The organism is Ketobacter sp., assembly GCF_003671495.1.
Lineage (GTDB): Bacteria > Pseudomonadota > Gammaproteobacteria > Pseudomonadales > Ketobacteraceae > Ketobacter.
Window position 1 is genome coordinate 65,846 of the sequence record NZ_RCHN01000032.1, and the last position, 16,076, is coordinate 81,921.

The window sequence follows — 16,076 nt, forward strand, 5'->3', positions numbered from 1 at the left end:
CCCCTCAGGCTACCGATTGCCGGGCCGCCGCCACCCGGCTCTTCAAGGGGAAGTGGCAGGTGAAAACGCTGCCTTCCCCCAACTCACTGAAAATTTCCAGCTTGGCATTGTGGTGAATGAGCACGTGCTTGACGATGGCCAGGCCCAGGCCGGTACCACCGGTTTTGCTGTGCCGGCTCTGGTCTGCCCGATAGAACCGTTCGGTTAACCGCGGCAGGTGCTGGGGATCAATGCCGTCGCCGTCGTCCTCCACTTCCATGTAGACCCCGTTCTCATCCTCGTACCAACGCAGGCTGATGTTGCTGCCGGCGGGCGTGTATTTGATGGCGTTGATCACCAGGTTGGAAAACGCGCTGCGCAATTCCTCCTCGTCGCCGTTGATGTCCAGCTCGTCATTGAGCTCCAGGGTGATGTTGTGCTGCTTGCTGTCGTTCATGGCCTGGGCGTCGTTGAAAATGCGCTTGAGCAGGCCCGGTACGCCCACCGGTTTCATCACGTGCTGGCTGCGATCGGTTTCCAGTCGCGATAACAGCAGCAGGTCATTCACCAGGGCCTCCATGCGCAGGGCCTGTTCGTTCATGCGGTTCAGGCCTCGGCTCAGGTGGGGGTGGTCTTCCTGCAGGGTATCCATAAAGGTTTCCAGATAGCCCTTGATCACCGTCAGCGGGGTGCGCAATTCGTGGGACACGTTGGCCACAAAATCCTGCCGCATCTGTTCCAGGTTATGTACCCGGGTGACGTCCCGGGCCACAATCAGCCGTTCGCCTTCCCCGAACACGGTGATCTGGAATTGCAGGAACACCCCGGCCTGCTGCGCCGAGGGGATTTCCAGCGGCCGTTGGTAATTACGGGATTCAAAGTAGCGGATGAAGCGCGGGTCCCGCAGCAGGTTGGTGAGGGCCTGGCCGCGATCGGTTTTCAGTTTGAAGCCCAGCAGGTGGGTGCCGGCGTCGTTCCACCACTCCAGGTTGCCCTGGGGGTCCACCACCACCACTGCATCCTGAATGGCGTTGGTGGATTGCTGGGCGCGGATGATGATGTTGTGCAGATTGCTGATCTGGTTTTTGAAGACCCTGTTCTGCTGGTAGAGGTTGTCGAAAATCATGCCCCAAAGACCGGTGCTTTCCGGTGGGTCTGAGGTGTCGTCCGAGGCCAGCCAGCGGGCCAGGTCACGGGTTCGGATCAGCATCCACAGGCAGTAGGGCACGCTCACCAGGGCCACGCCCACCCCGGGGTAACCCAGGGTCCAGCCGCCGATGGCGCCTATGATGACCAGAATGATGAACTGGTTAAGCTCAATGTTCCATTCTTTAAACACGCGCTGCACCCTGGTTTACTGATTCAGGAGAATACTACTTTACACTAGTAGCAAAACGGTTGCGCTGTGACAATGAATCTCGCCACTCGGGCTAGCGGGCTGATTTTCCTAGAATTTGGTTGAAAATCGATAACCGGTGCCGCGAACCGTCTGTACCAGATGGTCGTACTTGTGGGGGGCCAGAGCCTTGCGCAGGCGGCGGATGTGAACATCTACTGTGCGGTCTTCCACATACACGTTGCCACCCCACACCTGATCCAGCAGCTGGGCCCGGGAATAGGCACGATCCTGGTGGGTCATGAAAAACTCCAGCAGGCGGTATTCCGTGGGGCCCATCTCCACCGGGCGTTCATCGGCGGTAATGCGATGACTGATGGGGTCCAGCGCCAGGCCTTCCACCAGGATGGCCTTGTTCTGGTCGCCCTTGGTGCGGCGCAATACGGCGTTGATGCGGGAGATCAACTCCCGGGTGGAAAACGGCTTGGTGATGTAGTCGTCGGCACCGGCATCCAGTCCCTGGATCTTGTTGTCTTCTTCACTTTTGGCGGTGAGCATGATGACCGGGATTTCGCTGGTGGCTTCATCCCGTTTCAGGCGGCGGGCCAGTTCGATGCCGCTGACGCCGGGCAACATCCAGTCCAGCAGGACCAGATCCGGACGTTCATCCACGATCATGCCGTGGGCAACCTGCCCGTTTTCCGCCTCCATCCACTGAAAGCCGGCCAGCTCCAGTGCCACGGAGATCATTTCGCGAATGGCTTCTTCGTCATCAACGATCAGAATTTTTGCGTCGGCCATGATTAAACTGTTCCACTGCCCAATAGGTACCGCACATTTAAGTAGGTCAATGTTACAGAAAAATGACCGTTATGGGTCAAGACAGGCTGTAATGCAGGAAGATGCCCGCAAAAATCACCGCACCCACCCAATGATTGTGCAAAAAGGCACGGAAGCAGGCATCCCGATCCCGCTGGCGGCTCTGCCACAGTTGCCAGGTCCACAGCAGCACGGCCGCCAGCAGGCCGGCGTAATACCAAAGGCTGAAATCCAGGCGGCTGCCCAACAGCACCAGGGCCAGCAGCGCTGTGCCGTTGAGCACGCCCACCATGGTCAGGTCCAGGTCGCCGAACAGAATGGCGGTGGATTTGATGCCCGCCTTGAGATCGTCCTCCCGGTCCACCATGGCGTACAGGGTGTCATAGGCCATGGTCCAGGCCACGGTGGCCAGGTAAATCAGCCAGGCGTGTTCCGGCACGGTTTCACTCACTGCCGCGAACGCCATGGGAACCGCCCAGGCAAAGGCCGCTCCCAGCACCAGCTGCGGCAGATAGGTGTGACGTTTCATGTAGGGATAGGTGCAGGCCAGCAGCAGGCCCCCCACCGACAGCAGGATGGTGAAGGTGTTGGTGAAGAGCACCAGGGTGAAGGCCAGGGCCCCGATGACAGCGGCGACAGCGAGCGCTTCCTTACCGCTGATGCGGCCGGTGGCGAGGGGGCGGCTGGCCGTGCGGGTGACATGGCCGTCGAAGTCCCGGTCCGCGTAATCGTTGATGATGCAGCCCCCGGTGCGGGTCAGGAACACCCCGGCCATGAAGATGAAAATCAGTTGAAAGCTGGGGTTGCCCTCCGCGGCCACCCACAACGCCCACAGGGTGGGCCACAACAGCAGGTAAATGCCGATGGGGCGATCCAGGCGGCCCAGGGCAATGAAATCCGGCAGGCGCCGCAGTCGGGAGTTGGAAAGCTGGAGTTCTTTTAGAGTGGCCACGGTTGCTCCTGGACCCGATTACAAATACATGGGACATGCATGAAGGAAGTACTCACTTACAAGCAATGGTTTGTCATACAGAAAGAATAGCGACTGCCGGCCCCAAAGGATGCCCTGGCCGGCCAATTCCCGGCTGACCCGGCCCGCGTCCAGCCGATACACCGAGATGGGGCCCCGACGCACGTGGGGGTGGTTGAACAGTACCGCACCCAGGGGTTTGGTGCCAAGCCGGGTCAGGGCCTTGGCAGGCCCCTGCAGGGTGTCAGTGGGGATCAGGGTGCGGGCAAATACCCAGGGTTGCTCATGGCACAGCAGCGCCACTTCCCGCAGAAAGGGCCAACTGCGTTGCTCCAGGCCCAGGGCTTCTCGCTCCTGATCCGTGGCCTGCTGGTGGCCCTGGCGCAGCAGCCGTACCCGAAATTCACCGCCGCTGGCCCGGATCAGGCGCTGGGTGAGGGAGCCCCGGTCCAGCAGCCAGGGGCGCAACCGGCGCGGTACCTGGTATGGGGGTGTCCGGCCCCCGCCCCCCAGATACAGGGCCTGATCCTGCAGGATCGCCGGAAGAAAGTGCTGGTTTGCCATAAGGTGTTGAAACTATTAACGGAGTTGCTCGTTATTGTAGCGAAAGAGCCGCCGGAATGCTGTCAGAACTGGCCGCCAATTGAGCTGGGTGACTTGCTTTTTTGAGGTTTCGCACGTAATTTCCCCCTTCCTTACAGAGGTTGTGATAGTGAAAAGGTGTAGAACATGAAGAAATACGAATGCATCGTATGCGGCTATATCTACGATGAGGCCGAGGGCTGGCCGGAAGACGGTATTGCCGCCGGTACCAAGTGGGAAGACATTCCCGACGACTGGGTCTGCCCCGACTGCGGCGTGACCAAAGAAGATTTCGAGTTAATGGAAGACTGAGATCGCTCTGTTCTTTCGCTGAAGCCGGCTTCGGTCGGCTTTCGCACCCCACACTCCCTCCGTTCCTGTACACCGCTTCCTGTACACCGCTGCAACACCCCCCCACATCTCCCCGCGCCCCAAGCGCAACGTTAGCCGCGGGTACTGGGTTGCGCCTGTTTCCCGACGTTTGTCGAAATTTCACACAATTTGACTGCTGGACGGCAGCGCATCCCGGTGTGCTCCAGCCTGTTGTTTTTATTGGCATTCTGCCATGACCATTTAGTCAAAAAGATTGATTTTTGTTCTATTTGAGTAAAAAACACACAGATTGGGAAATCCACTTAGTTACCATCGGTAGCAGGGTCGGTAACGGTGATCGCCCTCGATAGATCAAAAGCATTGGGGTGTTGGCCAACCTTAGCGCGCAGCGTTCTAACCAGTGTTACCAAGTGTAAAAACTGTGACCTGGCTCACGCCTACTAGTTGAATTGGTACTAAAAACACCTTCACTAACAACCAATTACGGAATCGAAGCCCCCTAATCCGCTTCAGGTCGCCGGAAGTTTGGCGCGGGTGACAGGGTAAAGACCGTGATGTTGGCTTGATACGATTTTTAATAACTGTCCCTGAGTGTGTTGTTACGGTCTGTAATTTATGTAACGGTGTGTAATTGTGGCGCTATCTATAACCATCTGTATTTTATCGGTTTTTTTCAATTGGGCCCCTCAGGCTCCGGTGGTCGCCCCGGTCCGCCCTGCGCGCCTGGGGCAGGCATAACCATTGCTCTTATCTTCAATGCCATAGCCATGGCCAAAGGAATAACAATCAAAGGAAGCGTTCGTACAGGTATTTCCCTGTGTGTGTGATTAATCGGAGATAACAACAATGGTTCGTGTAGTTCCTGCCTTAACTTTGTTTATAACGATGGTGGTCAGTACTGTCGCCAGCGCCTATGACTTTCAACATTACGGTAACGTCGGTATCTACTCTGCCGATGGCACCTATCTATCCGCCAAAATGAATGTGCCTGTGGGTGCGCCCGGGGAGAAGTTTCCGGTCATCATCTTCTGTAACAGCTGGGCACTGGGTGAGAGTGAATACGACCTGCAGGCGGATCTGTTTGCCGAGCAGGGTTATGTGACCCTGTCCTATGCCGCGCGCGGCTGGTACGGTTCCGGCGGCATGATTAACGCCACCGGCGCCAAGGACATGGAGGACATCAATGCCCTGGTGGACTACCTGGTGGCGCAGCCGGAAGTGGACGCGGACAACATCGGTATGACCGGGGTGTCCCTGGGGGGTGGTATGACCCTGATGGCGGCAGCCCACGAGCCGCGCATCAAAACCGTGGTCTCGTTCAGCGGCTGGACCAACATTCTGGATTCCATGTATGGCGGCTGGGCTGACGACACCAGCAGCGGTCAGGGCCAGGCCACCCTGCGCAGCGCCTGGGCCGGTATCCTGATTTTTGCCGGTGACCTGATCGGCAACCTGGACCCCACCGTGGCGCAGATGCGCGATCGTCTGGCGGGTAACTACGAGCTGGACCAAGTGGCCGCCTGGGCCGCCGAACGCAGCGTGGAAACCTATGTGGACGAGTACAACGCCCGTCAAATCCCCGTGTACATGATCAACAACTACCAGGATCAGCTGTTCCAGGCCAACCAGATGGAGCGTTTCTTCAGCAAGCTGAACTACGACGCCAAGCGCATGGACATCAACAAGGGGATTCACATCACCGGTGAGATCGGCGGATTCATCAACATCGGTGGCACCCTGGCGGATTTCATGAGCATCCTGGGGGATGGCCCCATCCGCAATGCGCTGACCGGTATCTTTGGTGCCCTGGACATCCAGCTGGGTGACATCTCCAACAATGGTCCCTGGAAAAAAGCCCACCGTTGGTTCGACCACCACCTGAAAGGCATTGCCATTGATGTGGATGGTAACGAAATCATGGCGGAAGAAAAGATCCAGCTGAAAGACAAAGTGGCCAGCGGTCGCTTCAAAGACTGGGTTGCGCCGAGGGATTCCGCGAATGTAGTGGATCAGACTTTCTACTTCGACTATTCACGCTCCAGTATTTTCTCTCCCTACCGAACCGGCCTGAAAACCCAGACCGTGGGCAACAGTTCTTACAGCATCTACACCGGTAAAGACACCGATGCCACTACCGGTATGGATCTGCCCGGCAACCTGGACGGCTTTATTGATACCCTCGTGTCCTTCCTGCTGGACGACATCACGTTGACCTCTACCCTGGCCGGTCTGATGGAAGCTCACCTGGGCGACGTTCATCGCACTGCCAAGCTGGATGACTTCACTGAGTACTATGCCAATATCAGCTGCCCCCTGGGCTGCTACCGTGAAGCCGGCGTGAAATATGAAACCGGTACCTTCAACGAAGCCAAAGAGTTCGTAGGCGCCGCCAAAATGGATCTGTGGGTGGAACCCCAGTCTTCCGATGTGCACCTGGTGGCCTACGTCTACGAGATCCAGTCCGGTTGGGGTGCCAAGAACCGCCTGATCACCCATGCTCCGGTAACCCGTCGCGGTGTGGTGGCCGGTCAGCCCCTGCACATGACCTTCGACATGGTGTTCTCCAAGTTCACCACCGAACCCGGCAGCAAAATCGCGGTGGTGTTTGATACCGAAGATCCCCTGTACCAGAACGTTAACGGTTACAACAAGCGTGTCAAAATCCTGCACGGTGACGGTTACAATTCCAGCGTGACCCTGCCGTTCGCTAACTGATCCAAGCGCAACCAGCAACGGGGCGATCATGTGGAGGCATGATCGCCCTTTGCGTTTAACCAGTTCTGTAATTGCGCGTAATCCACCTTGCCGTTGGCGTTCAGCGGCAGGCTCTCCAGGGTGTGAATCCGGACGATCTGCATATACGCCGGCAGGTGCTCGCTGAGGCGGTCGCAAATGGTCTGCGTCGCAAGGGCAGGTTGCACCACAAAACCGACGATGCTGCTGTAGAGCCCGTCGGATCGTTGGGGATAGGGCAGTACCGCCACCAGTTCGGTTGCGGCGGCCTGTCGCAAATGATGCTCCACATCCTGCAATTCCACCCGGTAACCGTTGATCTTGACCTGACGGTCCAGGCGGCCCACGTACACTAAGCCCAGCTCCCCCTGTTGCAGCGCGCAATCCCCGGTGCGATACCAGCGCGAGGCCGGGCAATGGGGGAACACATGGTTCACAAAGGCCGCCGTGGTTCTCTCCGCGTCCGCCAGATAGCCTTGGGTCAGTTGCGATCCGGCCAGCCAGAGTTCGCCCTGTTCCCCCTCGGGTGCTTCATTACCCTCGGCGTCCACCACTTTGGCAAACTGGCCGGGATAGGGTGTGCCGATGGGGGCGACGCTCAATGTCTGCCAGCGCGGGTCCTGCGGATTCATTTCAAAGGCGGTGATGGCGATGGTGGCTTCTGTGGGGCCATACAGATTTACCACTCTGGCATTAGGTGCCGCTGCCATCCAGGCGTGGACGGTGCTCACCGGCAGAGCCTCACCGCAGAAAAACGCGTACTGCAGTGAAGGCAGAACACCGGGCCGGAGCAGTCCGCTCTGTTTGGCGAGGCTGGCCATGCTGGGAACGGAAAACCAGACGTCGATGGCCTGGCGCCGCACGAACTGCAACGGCATCAGCAGGTCGGTCGCCGTGGGTACCACCAGGCAACCGCCGTGATACCAACAGACAAACATGTCGTGCACCGAAAGGTCGAAGGTCAGATCAAACATCTGACTGCAGCGCAGCCCCGAGGGCAGGGGATAGAGGGCACTGAAATTCTGCAAATACGCAACCAGACAGGCTGCCGCCACCGGGATGCCCTTGGGCTGGCCGGTGGTGCCGGAGGTAAACAGCAAATAGGCGGCGTGATCGTTTGCCGGCGCAGGGTCGTGCACAGCACCCGTAACGAGCTCTGAAGTGATGGAATCCTGCAGCCCAAACACCTGCTCCAGCGCAGGGTGTTGACGTAAGGCAGCGGCCTGTTGTTGCTGATGCTGTTCCTGTTGCAGGTACTGCGCTTCCTCATCAACAATTAAAATGCGGGCTCCGGAAAGTGTCAGCATGCGCAGGTTGCGTGCCGCTGGAAATGATGGGTTCAACGGCACCCAGGTGCGCGACTCGGCGGCACAGGCCAGGACGGCGACGTAGGCGGTCAGGCTGCGGCTGGCATAGATCGCAACGGATGCGGATGGGGCACAGCGGCGCAGGGCGGCGCGCAGGCCGTTGACCCGGGCGTGTAATTGGGCGTAAGTGTAGGTGTTGCCCTGCACCACCAGTGCCGGTGCGTTCGGTGTGGCCGTGGCAGCGCGGCCAAAACTGATGGAATAGGGATTCATACGCTATGCTAACAACTCATCATAGATAAAATATAGTGTGTTCAGGGGAGTCCGCAATGGAACAGGATGTCGTCGGCACGTACCTGGTGCCCGCGGTGTTGGCGGTGATGATGGTGGGAATGGGCATGACCCTGCAGGCTGCCGATTTTCGCCGTTTGCTGGCTTACCCCAAAGCAGTGGTCACCGGGCTTTGCGCCCAGGTGTTGTTGTTGCCGGCGTTGGGCTGGTTGATTGTGACGGCGTTGCAGCTGCCGCCGGAGTTTGCCGTCGGGGTCATGATCATCAGCTTCTGCCCTGGTGGCGTGGGTTCCAATTTGCTGGCGTTGATCGCGCGGGCCGATACGGCGTTGTCCGTCACCCTGACCGGTATCAGTAATCTGCTGTTGATCCTGAGCCTGCCCTGGTGGGTGAACCTGTCATTGCGAACCTTTCTGCCCGGTGAACAGGCGATCCTGTTGCCGGTGGGCAAAACCATTCTCAGCACCGCACTGATTACGGTGGTGCCCATCCTGATCGGGATGTGGGTGCGGCACCTGGCGGGTGCGGTGGCGCAGCGGGCGGAAAACGGATTCCGGATTTTTTCGGGATTGTTCCTGGGGGTGTTGATGCTGAGCATCGCCATTAAAAACCGGGATGTGATTATTGAGGCGCTGTGGAGCCTGGGCCCGGCCATTGTGGCGTTGAATCTCGGCTCCATGCTGATGGGCTTGGTGCTGGCATCGCTGCTGCAACTGAGGATGAGTCAGCGCACCACCATCGCCATCGAAACCGGTTTTCAGAATGCGGCGCTGGCAATACTGGTGACCACCACCTTTCTGCAGAATCCCAGAATGGCCCTGGCCCCGGTGTTCTACGGCGGGGTAATGTTTGTGGGCGCGTTTGCGTTGATTGGCCTGTTGCGGGCGACCCGAATGGCGCCATCCAAACGCCACGCCGACGTCAAGCTCTGATCCCCTCAGGCTAATTTGGCTGCACACACATCCAGTAGTTGGCCCACGGTTTTCACGCCGTCCAGATCCTCCTGCACCAGGGTGATGTTCAACGCTTCCTGCAGCGCGATCACCATCTCAATAAGGGCAAAAGAATCCACCACCAGATCGGTGAGGATGGACGTTTCGGTGACGCGGCCGGCGTCCACATTCAACAACTGAACCAAGTGCTGGATGATGTCGGTACGTTGCATTCAGGGTGTCCTCAAAAAGCGTAATTCTGTTTGTCCAGTATATGCCCGATGCGTTCTTCGTGTTCGGTCACAAAGCGCTCGTAGACGGCCTCGTCGGCCTGGCGATAGTGCTCGTAGGTTTTGCGCACCCGCTCGGCCCCGAAACTCTCTTCCAGCCCTTTCAGGGCTTCGCCCACCCAATGGATGTGCCACTTTTCGTCTTCCATGATGGTGTTGATGGTGGCCTTGATGGCGGGGTGCACATCCTTGACCCGGCCATGGCGGGCATACTGGGAGATGATCCGCCGCTCGAACACCTGGGTGAGGGACAGGATCTCCATGATGTTGGTGGGCATGCCGGCCGCCTCCAGATACTGATCCTGGTAGGCAAAGGTCATCTTCAGGGGCTCCAGGCCCATCTCGTCCAGGGCTTTGGTCCAGTACCAGGCGTGCTGACTTTCGTCAGCAAAATGCTTGGTCAGATCATGCTGGATCGGTCCGGCGGGCAGTGTCTTGGCCAGGCGCGCAAAAAACTGGGCGCCGGAAATTTCGGAGTGGCGATAAAAGCTCAGTATCCAGCGGTCATGCTCGGTCATGGTTTAGTTCTCCATTTTGATCGCCACCGACAGCACGCCGTCAGCAACGTCCATACTCAAATAACGAAAATGTGCGACACCATCGGCGGTGACCAGCCGCGCCCGGCCGAACGCCTGGCTCGGTTGCTGCAGCTCATAGGCGGTCACCCAGCGTTGCTGGCCACCGCGGTCCGCTTTGAAACAGGCTTCCTTGACGGTCCAGATGCGCAGTAGCCGGCGTGCGCAGTCTGCCGATGCGGCGGCCATCTGATGGCGCTCCCGCGTGGTCAATAGGATGGCGTGGTGCCGGTGATCCAGTGCGCGCCAGGGTTCATAGTCGATACCCACGCCGCTGAAACCGGCACCCTTCATGGCCAGCGCAAACAGGGAATGGCCGGCGTGGGTCAGGGAGTGATCCAACTGCCCGGCGCGAATCGGTTGGTGCGGCCACGAGGGTTGCCCCAGCCAACGCTGTATCTGCTTCATCACGGCGGCGCGGGGCTCTGTGGTGCTGTGCTGGTGCCACAGTTGAAGGTTAACAGGGAAGCGCCGCATGATGCGTTGCTCAAGCAGGGTCATGCGCTGCATCAGGGTTCACGCCCCCATTTGGTGTGAATCAGGGTTTGCACCGTGGCGGCCAGCAGCGCCGTGGGATCGGGGGCCTGGTAGTGATCCAGGGCGGCCCGCAGGTTGTCGTTGTGAAAGGCCTTGTGGATGAACAGTTGTTGGGCGAAGGGCCGAATGCTTTCCACTGCTTGCGACACCACCTGGGCCGAGAGCCCTTTCAATTCGTTGGCCAGCATCTCAAACATCTCGAACTCGGTGAGCAGGGGCGGCAGGATGCGGCGTTTGCGGAAGCCTGCATCGGTGCCGAATTCGCGGAAGCAAACCGCCAGCATCTGACCCAGTGCCAGGGATTCCGTCTCGGTATGACAGACGTGAAAGATCTGCCGCTGGGCTATGGGTTTTACACTCAGCTCGGCGATGGCATTTCCCACAAATTTGCCGGTGACCATATAGATGGGGGTGTCGGCCAGGCCGGGCATGGTGGAGATCAATCCGTAGAACAACAGGCGCATGGTGTTGTGGAATACGTTGTACTGCATCACGGTGCCGGCTGCGTCGTGGGCCATCACGGTGGACGGGCGGTAAATATGCCACGGCAGGTCATCAAATTCGTGCAGCAAAATGTTTTCTGCCTCGCACTTGGAACGCTCGTAATGGTTGGCAAAAGGGCCATCGGCAGGCATGGGCTGCTCGGCAATACCGCCTTGCGCCAGGCCGGCCACATAGGTGGTGCTGACGTAACAGAAGCGTTGCAGATGCGGGCAGCGGCGGGCGAAGGCCAATACCTTGCGAGTACCGTCGCGGTTCACGGCGTCCGCCCGCTCCCGGGTGACGTTGAACTCGGTGACGGCAGCCACATGAATGATGCGCTGAATCGGCTCTGGATCGATGCTGTCCAGGGGTGCCTCGTTCTGCAGATTGCCGTAGCAGACCTGGATGCGTTCCCCGTGGGCAGCGTGCTGCTGGTGAAGGTGGGCGCGTTTGGCTTCGAGCTCGGCGTCATGATCGGCGCGCACCCACAACATCAATCGCGCATCGGTGTGTTCCAATAACCACGTGCTGATCAGGCTGCCGATGTAGCCGTCTGCGCCGGTGATCAGAATGGTCTCTGCCATGGTGGTGCTCATCCGTTACTCTGGGGTGGCAGCAAAGGCTGCGCAGATGGTATTGAGGGAATGAAAGTTTTCCGGTCGTACCTGGTCGATGTCCACCGGCTGACCCTGCACGTGTTCCAGAAACAGAATCAGATCCATCAGTTGGATGGAGCTGAGAATTTTTTGTTCCAGCAATGGGGTTTCGTCCGTCAGCGTGGCGCCGTCCACCGCTGGATTGGTGGACAGTATCCATTCCCGAACCTGGTGTTTGAGGGTGCTCATAGGGCGGGTCGCTCCGTCATCATGCCGTGCTCTAAAAAATAGTTGATGCAATTCGCAGACACCGCTTCCCGATGGGCGCGGCAGGCCGGAGCAGACCAGGCTTTCTGGTACAGTGCGTAACTGTTGTCGAAACCGGCATCGGCATAAACTGCGGGGTTATAGTATTCACGCCAGGTGGACACAATATAGTTGGACAGATAAGCCTGCACCCCGGCCAGGGTCTGTTCGTTCCAGGTGGGTGCCCACTGTTCGAACAGACTTTTACTCAGTTCACGCCCGAATGCCAGGTGGCGGGCTTCGTCGTTGTGATGGTACTGGTTGATGTGCTGAACCAGGGGATGCAGGCGCTCATCTTTGCCCATGGCCATGTTGTAGTGATCCACCAGCTCTTCAAAAATCACCACTTTGGCAAAAAACAGGAAGTCTGCTTCCCCCTTGGCGTAGTCACGGGGCAGGGCCATTTTTTTATCGGCGTAGACTTTCTTGCCGTAGCGGTGACAAAAAGTACCGAAGACCGTCATGTGCTTGTTTTCTTCATCCAGAAAGTGATGCAGGTATTCGGACAGCTCAGGACTCCAGTTCATATAGTACAGGTGTTCCGCCAGGCCACCGATCAAGGCCTTTTCGCCGTGGATGTTGATGCCAAAAAAATTTACTGCTTCCCAGAAGGCCAATTGCTTTTGCTGCGGTTCGTTTAAGGCTGCGTACTCTTCCAGGCCATAGAGCGAAATCAGTTCCGGCGCAAAATGCCATTGATCCATGGGCAGGTCCTGCGGCCACTGGAATTCCGCATAGGGGTTGTTGTAGCGCTTGACGGAAGCATCACTCAACTTGCGCGCGATTCGGGCCAGTCGTTCCATCAGTCCGCCACCTTTTCCAGCAACAGGCAGGACCAGTTCAGCCCGAAGCCTGCCATGGGCATCAAAAGGGTATCGCCCACCTTGATCTGATCGGCGCCGGCCACGGTTTTCAGATTGATAATGTTATCGCCGGAGATGCAGTGCCCAACGCTGCCGATGGTGGGCATCAGGATGCGTTCAAAATCGAAGCGCAGCACGCTGGCCAGGATGCGCCAGGCTTTGCGGTTGGTGTTTTGGGGAACGATCCAGTTTACCTCGGCCGGGGTGATGCCCGCGTTGGCACACAGCTCGGTGATCAGGCGATGACTGTAATTGAAATAAAAGCCGGCGGTCTCTTCATCGCTGGCGGTGGCCATGGCACCGTTGGTGATGTGATGGGCCCCCAGCAAGCGGTAACCACCGGGCGTTGTGCTGACGATGCAGGCGGCACCACCGTCGGAAATCAGGTTGTAAGCCTGTTCGTAGACAGCCCCTGGTGGAAACCGGTCGGCGGTGATGCAGAGCGCCTGCTGCAAATCCGGTTCGGATCGCAGCAGGGCCGCGGCCACGCGAATGGATCCCAGCATACCGGTGCAGGCCTGTTGGTTGAGGCCCATGACAAAGGCACGATCCATATCGAAATCCGCTTGCAATCGACTGGCAGGAAAATCCATCAGGTGCTTCACGTCACGGCTCACCGCAAACTCATCCACATTGCCGTGATTGCCGTTCAGTGGCAGACAGGTGACATACAGAATCACGTCGATGTCGGGTAGCCGCTGCCGGGTTTCCGGGTAGCTGGTGAGCATGTCATCCAGGGCGCCCTTGGCCAGGTCGTACGCGGTTTCGTGCGCATCACAGTGACAGTGCTGGTTGAAACCTGCTGCCGTCAACGCGTCGGCAGTGGACAGCAGATCGCCGTCCGCGGCCGCATCGGCCACTGTGCGCTGTTGTGATCCCAAACAAAACGCTGGAAAGTTCAGAAAAATATCGGCCATCTACCACACCGTCAACAACATCTTGGGCTACAACCTTATTTGGTAAACACCAATGTTGAGGAATGCACAACATTCACCTGCTGCAAAAAACACAATAACTAGAAGTTAAGACAAAAACCGTCTGAATATCCAATATTAACCCGTGACTGATTTTCAGATCGAGTCATCGCCGTACAAACATCTTCTTAAACAATCTGTTGAATGTGAACTTTTAAATGGCTTGCCGGTTCGTCAAATATACGATGCAGGAAAAGCTGTATAGTTTGAGTCGGTCATATGCCCTTTTCTTCACCATGTTGGTGCAAATAATGGGGGCTGCGGTGACGCTCTTGGGGCACTCACAAACAGGTTACAAACTCTAACAAATCATCCGGCGTGACCAGCCGGTTTTTTGTCTACATTAAAATAAGTCTTCGTTTGAGCTCATTCAATCGGGTTTTCAGTGTAATAGAAGTTCATTACTGTTTTTGGAGTACCGACGGTTATGTCAGAGCCAGTAGTCACGCTCGCCAAGGCGAATTTGATTGATGTCGCATTAAACTCTCGTTCCTTTGGAAAACTCGTGGATGCGGCCGCCGAGGTGTATGGCACCCATCCTGCCTTCTCCGATCGCCGGGGAAATGAATGGCGTTCTGTGAATTTTCTGGAAGTGCGCGAACGAGCCTTCGCTTTGGCGCATTGGCTGCTGGAAAATCAGCTCAACCACCGTTGTATGATTCTGTCGGAATCCCGCATTGAGTGGCCCGTGGCGTTTCTTGGTATTGCCAGTGCAGCGGCCACCGCCATCCCGGTGGACCCCAAATCCACCGCTCAGGAGCTGGCGGAATTTATTGCCTCCACGGCACCGGAAGTGATTCTGGTATCACCGTTGCTGCAGGGTGTATTGGAGGAGGCCATTGTGATCGCGCAGTGGCAGGGCCGACAACTGGTGATGGAGACCCAATCCATACAGCCTTCAGCCTTGGGTGGGCTGCCGGCGGCACCGGCCAGTTTTGTGCCCCTTACCCATGGCGCGGATCAGACCGCCACCATTGCGTTCACCTCCGCCACCTCGGGCAAGCCCAAAGGGGTGGAAACCCGTGCTGACAGTTTGATCCACCAGGCGGCTTCTCTACGGTCCTGGTTTGGTACCAAGCCGGGGGATTCTTTTCTGTCGATCCTGCCGTTGAATCATTTGTTTGAATTATCCTGCGGTTGCCTGGCGGTGTTGACGTGCGGTGGCCACGTGAACTATCTGAATTCCATTCTGCCCCACGAAATCAAAGCTGCGTTGCAACACCGAGGCATCACCCATTTTGTGGTGGTGCCGATCCTGATGGAGATGATCCGCAAAGGCATCGAGCGCAACTTCATTACCAAACTGGGGGATCGGGGTAAAACCTTCCTCGAAATCTTGCAGACCACTTCCAGCCTGGCGCCGAGCAATCAACTGCGGCGCTTCCTCAACCGCTTTATCCTCAATGAGCTGGGGCCGGAGCTGCGCATGGTGCTGGTGGGTGGGTCCACACTGGATGCCAACACCGTGGGCTTTTTTCTCAATATGGGCATCAAGGTGTGTCAGGGCTATGGCCTGACTGAAACCAGTCCGGTGGTCAGCACCAGTCCCCCCAACAAGATCCGCCGCGGCTCCGTGGGGTTGGTGATGCCGGATTGCAGCGTGAAGATCGCGGCCGAAGGCAGCGAAACCATTGGCGAAATCCTGGTGAAGGGCCCCTGTGTGATGAAGGGCTACCTGGATGACCCGGCGCTGACAGCCACCGTGATCGATGAAGAGCAGTGGTTCCATACCGGGGATCTGGGCTATGTGGATGAACAGGGTTATCTGTTCATTACCGGCCGCAAAAAGAATCTGATCGTGTTGGATGGGGGCAAGAAAGTCTATCCGGAAGAGGTGGAGAAAACCCTCACCGCCAGCGTGCTGTTCCAGGACGTGTGTGTGACCGGCGTGTGCCTGGAGCATCCATCGCTCCCTGGTCGCAAAACCGAGCAGGTGTGTGCGGTCATAGTGCCGCAGGCGGAATTGATCGAGCAGCACGATCTGGCCACCTTGCAAACCCTGTGTGAAGACGAAGTGACGCGACTGTGCCGCACCCTGTCGGTCTATAAAAAGCCGGTCCGGGTGGTGGTGCAAACCGAAGAGTTGCCGAAGACCCGCACCGGAAAAATAAAAGCACCGTTGGTACAGCAACACCTGACCAGTCTACTATCCTGATAATTTGGGTGTTTT

Annotated in this window: 16 protein-coding genes; 4 read left to right on the plus strand and 12 right to left on the minus strand. The window is 57.7% G+C overall.

Features of this window, described 5'->3' with window-relative positions; genetic code table 11:
• Window positions 1-4: 4 nt before the first annotated feature.
• The 4 genes from phoR to D9N14_RS15375 all read right to left on the minus strand — a co-directional run bounded on the left by phoR (window position 5) and on the right by D9N14_RS15375 (window position 3,668).
• Complete coding sequence (phoR, locus tag D9N14_RS15360) at window positions 5-1,318, minus strand: phosphate regulon sensor histidine kinase PhoR (RefSeq protein WP_290581260.1); 1,314 nt, start codon at window positions 1,316-1,318, stop codon at window positions 5-7.
• A 108-nt stretch (window positions 1,319-1,426) separates the two neighbouring features.
• On the minus strand, window positions 1,427-2,116 hold the full coding sequence (gene phoB, locus D9N14_RS15365; RefSeq protein ID WP_290581262.1) for a phosphate regulon transcriptional regulator PhoB: 690 nt from the start codon (window positions 2,114-2,116) through the stop codon (window positions 1,427-1,429).
• Between the two features lie 76 nt (window positions 2,117-2,192).
• Window positions 2,193-3,086 (minus strand): 4-hydroxybenzoate octaprenyltransferase, encoded by an 894-nt coding sequence (gene ubiA / locus D9N14_RS15370; protein WP_290581264.1) that lies wholly within the window; start codon window positions 3,084-3,086, stop codon window positions 2,193-2,195.
• An 18-nt stretch (window positions 3,087-3,104) separates the two neighbouring features.
• Window positions 3,105-3,668, minus strand: a complete 564-nt coding sequence (locus D9N14_RS15375; protein ID WP_290581266.1) for a chorismate--pyruvate lyase family protein — start codon at window positions 3,666-3,668, stop codon at window positions 3,105-3,107.
• Between the two features lie 165 nt (window positions 3,669-3,833).
• On the opposite strand from D9N14_RS15375, the gene rubA reads away from it, so the two are divergent.
• Both rubA and D9N14_RS15385 read left to right on the plus strand, forming a co-directional pair.
• Entirely contained in the window at window positions 3,834-3,998 is a 165-nt protein-coding gene (gene rubA / locus D9N14_RS15380; RefSeq protein WP_290581268.1) for a rubredoxin RubA, read from the plus strand.
• 906 nt (window positions 3,999-4,904) lie between these two features.
• On the plus strand, window positions 4,905-6,734 hold the full coding sequence (locus tag D9N14_RS15385) for a CocE/NonD family hydrolase (protein WP_290581270.1): 1,830 nt from the start codon (window positions 4,905-4,907) through the stop codon (window positions 6,732-6,734).
• A gap of 26 nt (window positions 6,735-6,760) precedes the next feature.
• Here D9N14_RS15385 and D9N14_RS15390 read toward each other — a convergent pair whose 3' ends face one another.
• On the minus strand, window positions 6,761-8,332 hold the full coding sequence (locus tag D9N14_RS15390; RefSeq protein ID WP_290581271.1) for an amino acid adenylation domain-containing protein: 1,572 nt from the start codon (window positions 8,330-8,332) through the stop codon (window positions 6,761-6,763).
• Between the two features lie 56 nt (window positions 8,333-8,388).
• Here D9N14_RS15390 and D9N14_RS15395 point away from each other — a divergent pair, with 56 nt between their 5' ends.
• A complete protein-coding gene (locus D9N14_RS15395) occupies window positions 8,389-9,282 on the plus strand; it encodes a bile acid:sodium symporter family protein (protein ID WP_290581272.1) in 894 nt (297 codons plus the stop codon).
• A 5-nt stretch (window positions 9,283-9,287) separates the two neighbouring features.
• Here the strand turns inward: D9N14_RS15395 and D9N14_RS15400 are convergent, their stop codons facing one another.
• From D9N14_RS15400 to D9N14_RS15430, 7 genes are read right to left on the minus strand one after another with little or no spacing between them, the layout of a single operon-like run.
• Window positions 9,288-9,515 (minus strand): phosphopantetheine-binding protein, encoded by a 228-nt coding sequence (locus tag D9N14_RS15400; protein WP_290581273.1) that lies wholly within the window; start codon window positions 9,513-9,515, stop codon window positions 9,288-9,290.
• Between the two features lie 11 nt (window positions 9,516-9,526).
• Complete coding sequence (locus tag D9N14_RS15405) at window positions 9,527-10,090, minus strand: ferritin-like domain-containing protein (protein WP_290581274.1); 564 nt, start codon at window positions 10,088-10,090, stop codon at window positions 9,527-9,529.
• Between the two features lie 3 nt (window positions 10,091-10,093).
• The gene (locus D9N14_RS15410; RefSeq protein WP_290581275.1) at window positions 10,094-10,657 is read right to left on the minus strand and encodes a 4'-phosphopantetheinyl transferase superfamily protein; all 564 of its coding nucleotides are present in this window, start codon (window positions 10,655-10,657) and stop codon (window positions 10,094-10,096) included.
• Entirely contained in the window at window positions 10,657-11,763 is a 1,107-nt protein-coding gene (locus tag D9N14_RS15415; RefSeq protein WP_290581276.1) for an SDR family oxidoreductase, read from the minus strand. The genes D9N14_RS15410 and D9N14_RS15415 overlap by 1 nt, the downstream gene beginning before the upstream one ends.
• Window positions 11,764-11,766: 3 nt before the next feature.
• On the minus strand, window positions 11,767-12,012 hold the full coding sequence (locus D9N14_RS15420) for a hypothetical protein (RefSeq protein WP_290581277.1): 246 nt from the start codon (window positions 12,010-12,012) through the stop codon (window positions 11,767-11,769).
• Complete coding sequence (locus D9N14_RS15425) at window positions 12,009-12,872, minus strand: diiron oxygenase (RefSeq protein WP_290581279.1); 864 nt, start codon at window positions 12,870-12,872, stop codon at window positions 12,009-12,011. The genes D9N14_RS15420 and D9N14_RS15425 overlap by 4 nt, the downstream gene beginning before the upstream one ends.
• Window positions 12,872-13,849 (minus strand): 3-oxoacyl-[acyl-carrier-protein] synthase III C-terminal domain-containing protein, encoded by a 978-nt coding sequence (locus tag D9N14_RS15430; RefSeq protein ID WP_290581281.1) that lies wholly within the window; start codon window positions 13,847-13,849, stop codon window positions 12,872-12,874. Before D9N14_RS15430 ends, D9N14_RS15425 begins: the two co-directional genes overlap by 1 nt.
• Before the next feature lie 484 nt (window positions 13,850-14,333).
• Between D9N14_RS15430 and D9N14_RS15435 the strand changes: the two genes are divergently transcribed.
• On the plus strand, window positions 14,334-16,061 hold the full coding sequence (locus D9N14_RS15435) for an AMP-binding protein (RefSeq protein WP_290581283.1): 1,728 nt from the start codon (window positions 14,334-14,336) through the stop codon (window positions 16,059-16,061).
• Window positions 16,062-16,076 lie beyond the last annotated feature (15 nt).

What these genes read in the sequence shown, in the direction of transcription:
- phoB (WP_290581262.1), bottom strand. Translation starts at nt 2,116, where the DNA reads ATGGCCGACGCAAAAATTCTGATCGTTGATGACGAAGAAGCCATTCGC.
- D9N14_RS15375 (WP_290581266.1), bottom strand. Translation starts at nt 3,668, where the DNA reads ATGGCAAACCAGCACTTTCTTCCGGCGATCCTGCAGGATCAGGCCCTG.
- rubA (WP_290581268.1), top strand. Translation starts at nt 3,834, where the DNA reads ATGAAGAAATACGAATGCATCGTATGCGGCTATATCTACGATGAGGCC.
- D9N14_RS15385 (WP_290581270.1), top strand. Translation starts at nt 4,905, where the DNA reads ATGGTGGTCAGTACTGTCGCCAGCGCCTATGACTTTCAACATTACGGT.
- D9N14_RS15390 (WP_290581271.1), bottom strand. Translation starts at nt 8,332, where the DNA reads ATGAATCCCTATTCCATCAGTTTTGGCCGCGCTGCCACGGCCACACCG.
- D9N14_RS15395 (WP_290581272.1), top strand. Translation starts at nt 8,389, where the DNA reads ATGGAACAGGATGTCGTCGGCACGTACCTGGTGCCCGCGGTGTTGGCG.
- D9N14_RS15400 (WP_290581273.1), bottom strand. Translation starts at nt 9,515, where the DNA reads ATGCAACGTACCGACATCATCCAGCACTTGGTTCAGTTGTTGAATGTG.
- D9N14_RS15405 (WP_290581274.1), bottom strand. Translation starts at nt 10,090, where the DNA reads ATGACCGAGCATGACCGCTGGATACTGAGCTTTTATCGCCACTCCGAA.
- D9N14_RS15410 (WP_290581275.1), bottom strand. Translation starts at nt 10,657, where the DNA reads ATGCAGCGCATGACCCTGCTTGAGCAACGCATCATGCGGCGCTTCCCT.
- D9N14_RS15415 (WP_290581276.1), bottom strand. Translation starts at nt 11,763, where the DNA reads ATGAGCACCACCATGGCAGAGACCATTCTGATCACCGGCGCAGACGGC.
- D9N14_RS15420 (WP_290581277.1), bottom strand. Translation starts at nt 12,012, where the DNA reads ATGAGCACCCTCAAACACCAGGTTCGGGAATGGATACTGTCCACCAAT.
- D9N14_RS15425 (WP_290581279.1), bottom strand. Translation starts at nt 12,872, where the DNA reads ATGGAACGACTGGCCCGAATCGCGCGCAAGTTGAGTGATGCTTCCGTC.
- D9N14_RS15430 (WP_290581281.1), bottom strand. Translation starts at nt 13,849, where the DNA reads ATGGCCGATATTTTTCTGAACTTTCCAGCGTTTTGTTTGGGATCACAA.
- D9N14_RS15435 (WP_290581283.1), top strand. Translation starts at nt 14,334, where the DNA reads ATGTCAGAGCCAGTAGTCACGCTCGCCAAGGCGAATTTGATTGATGTC.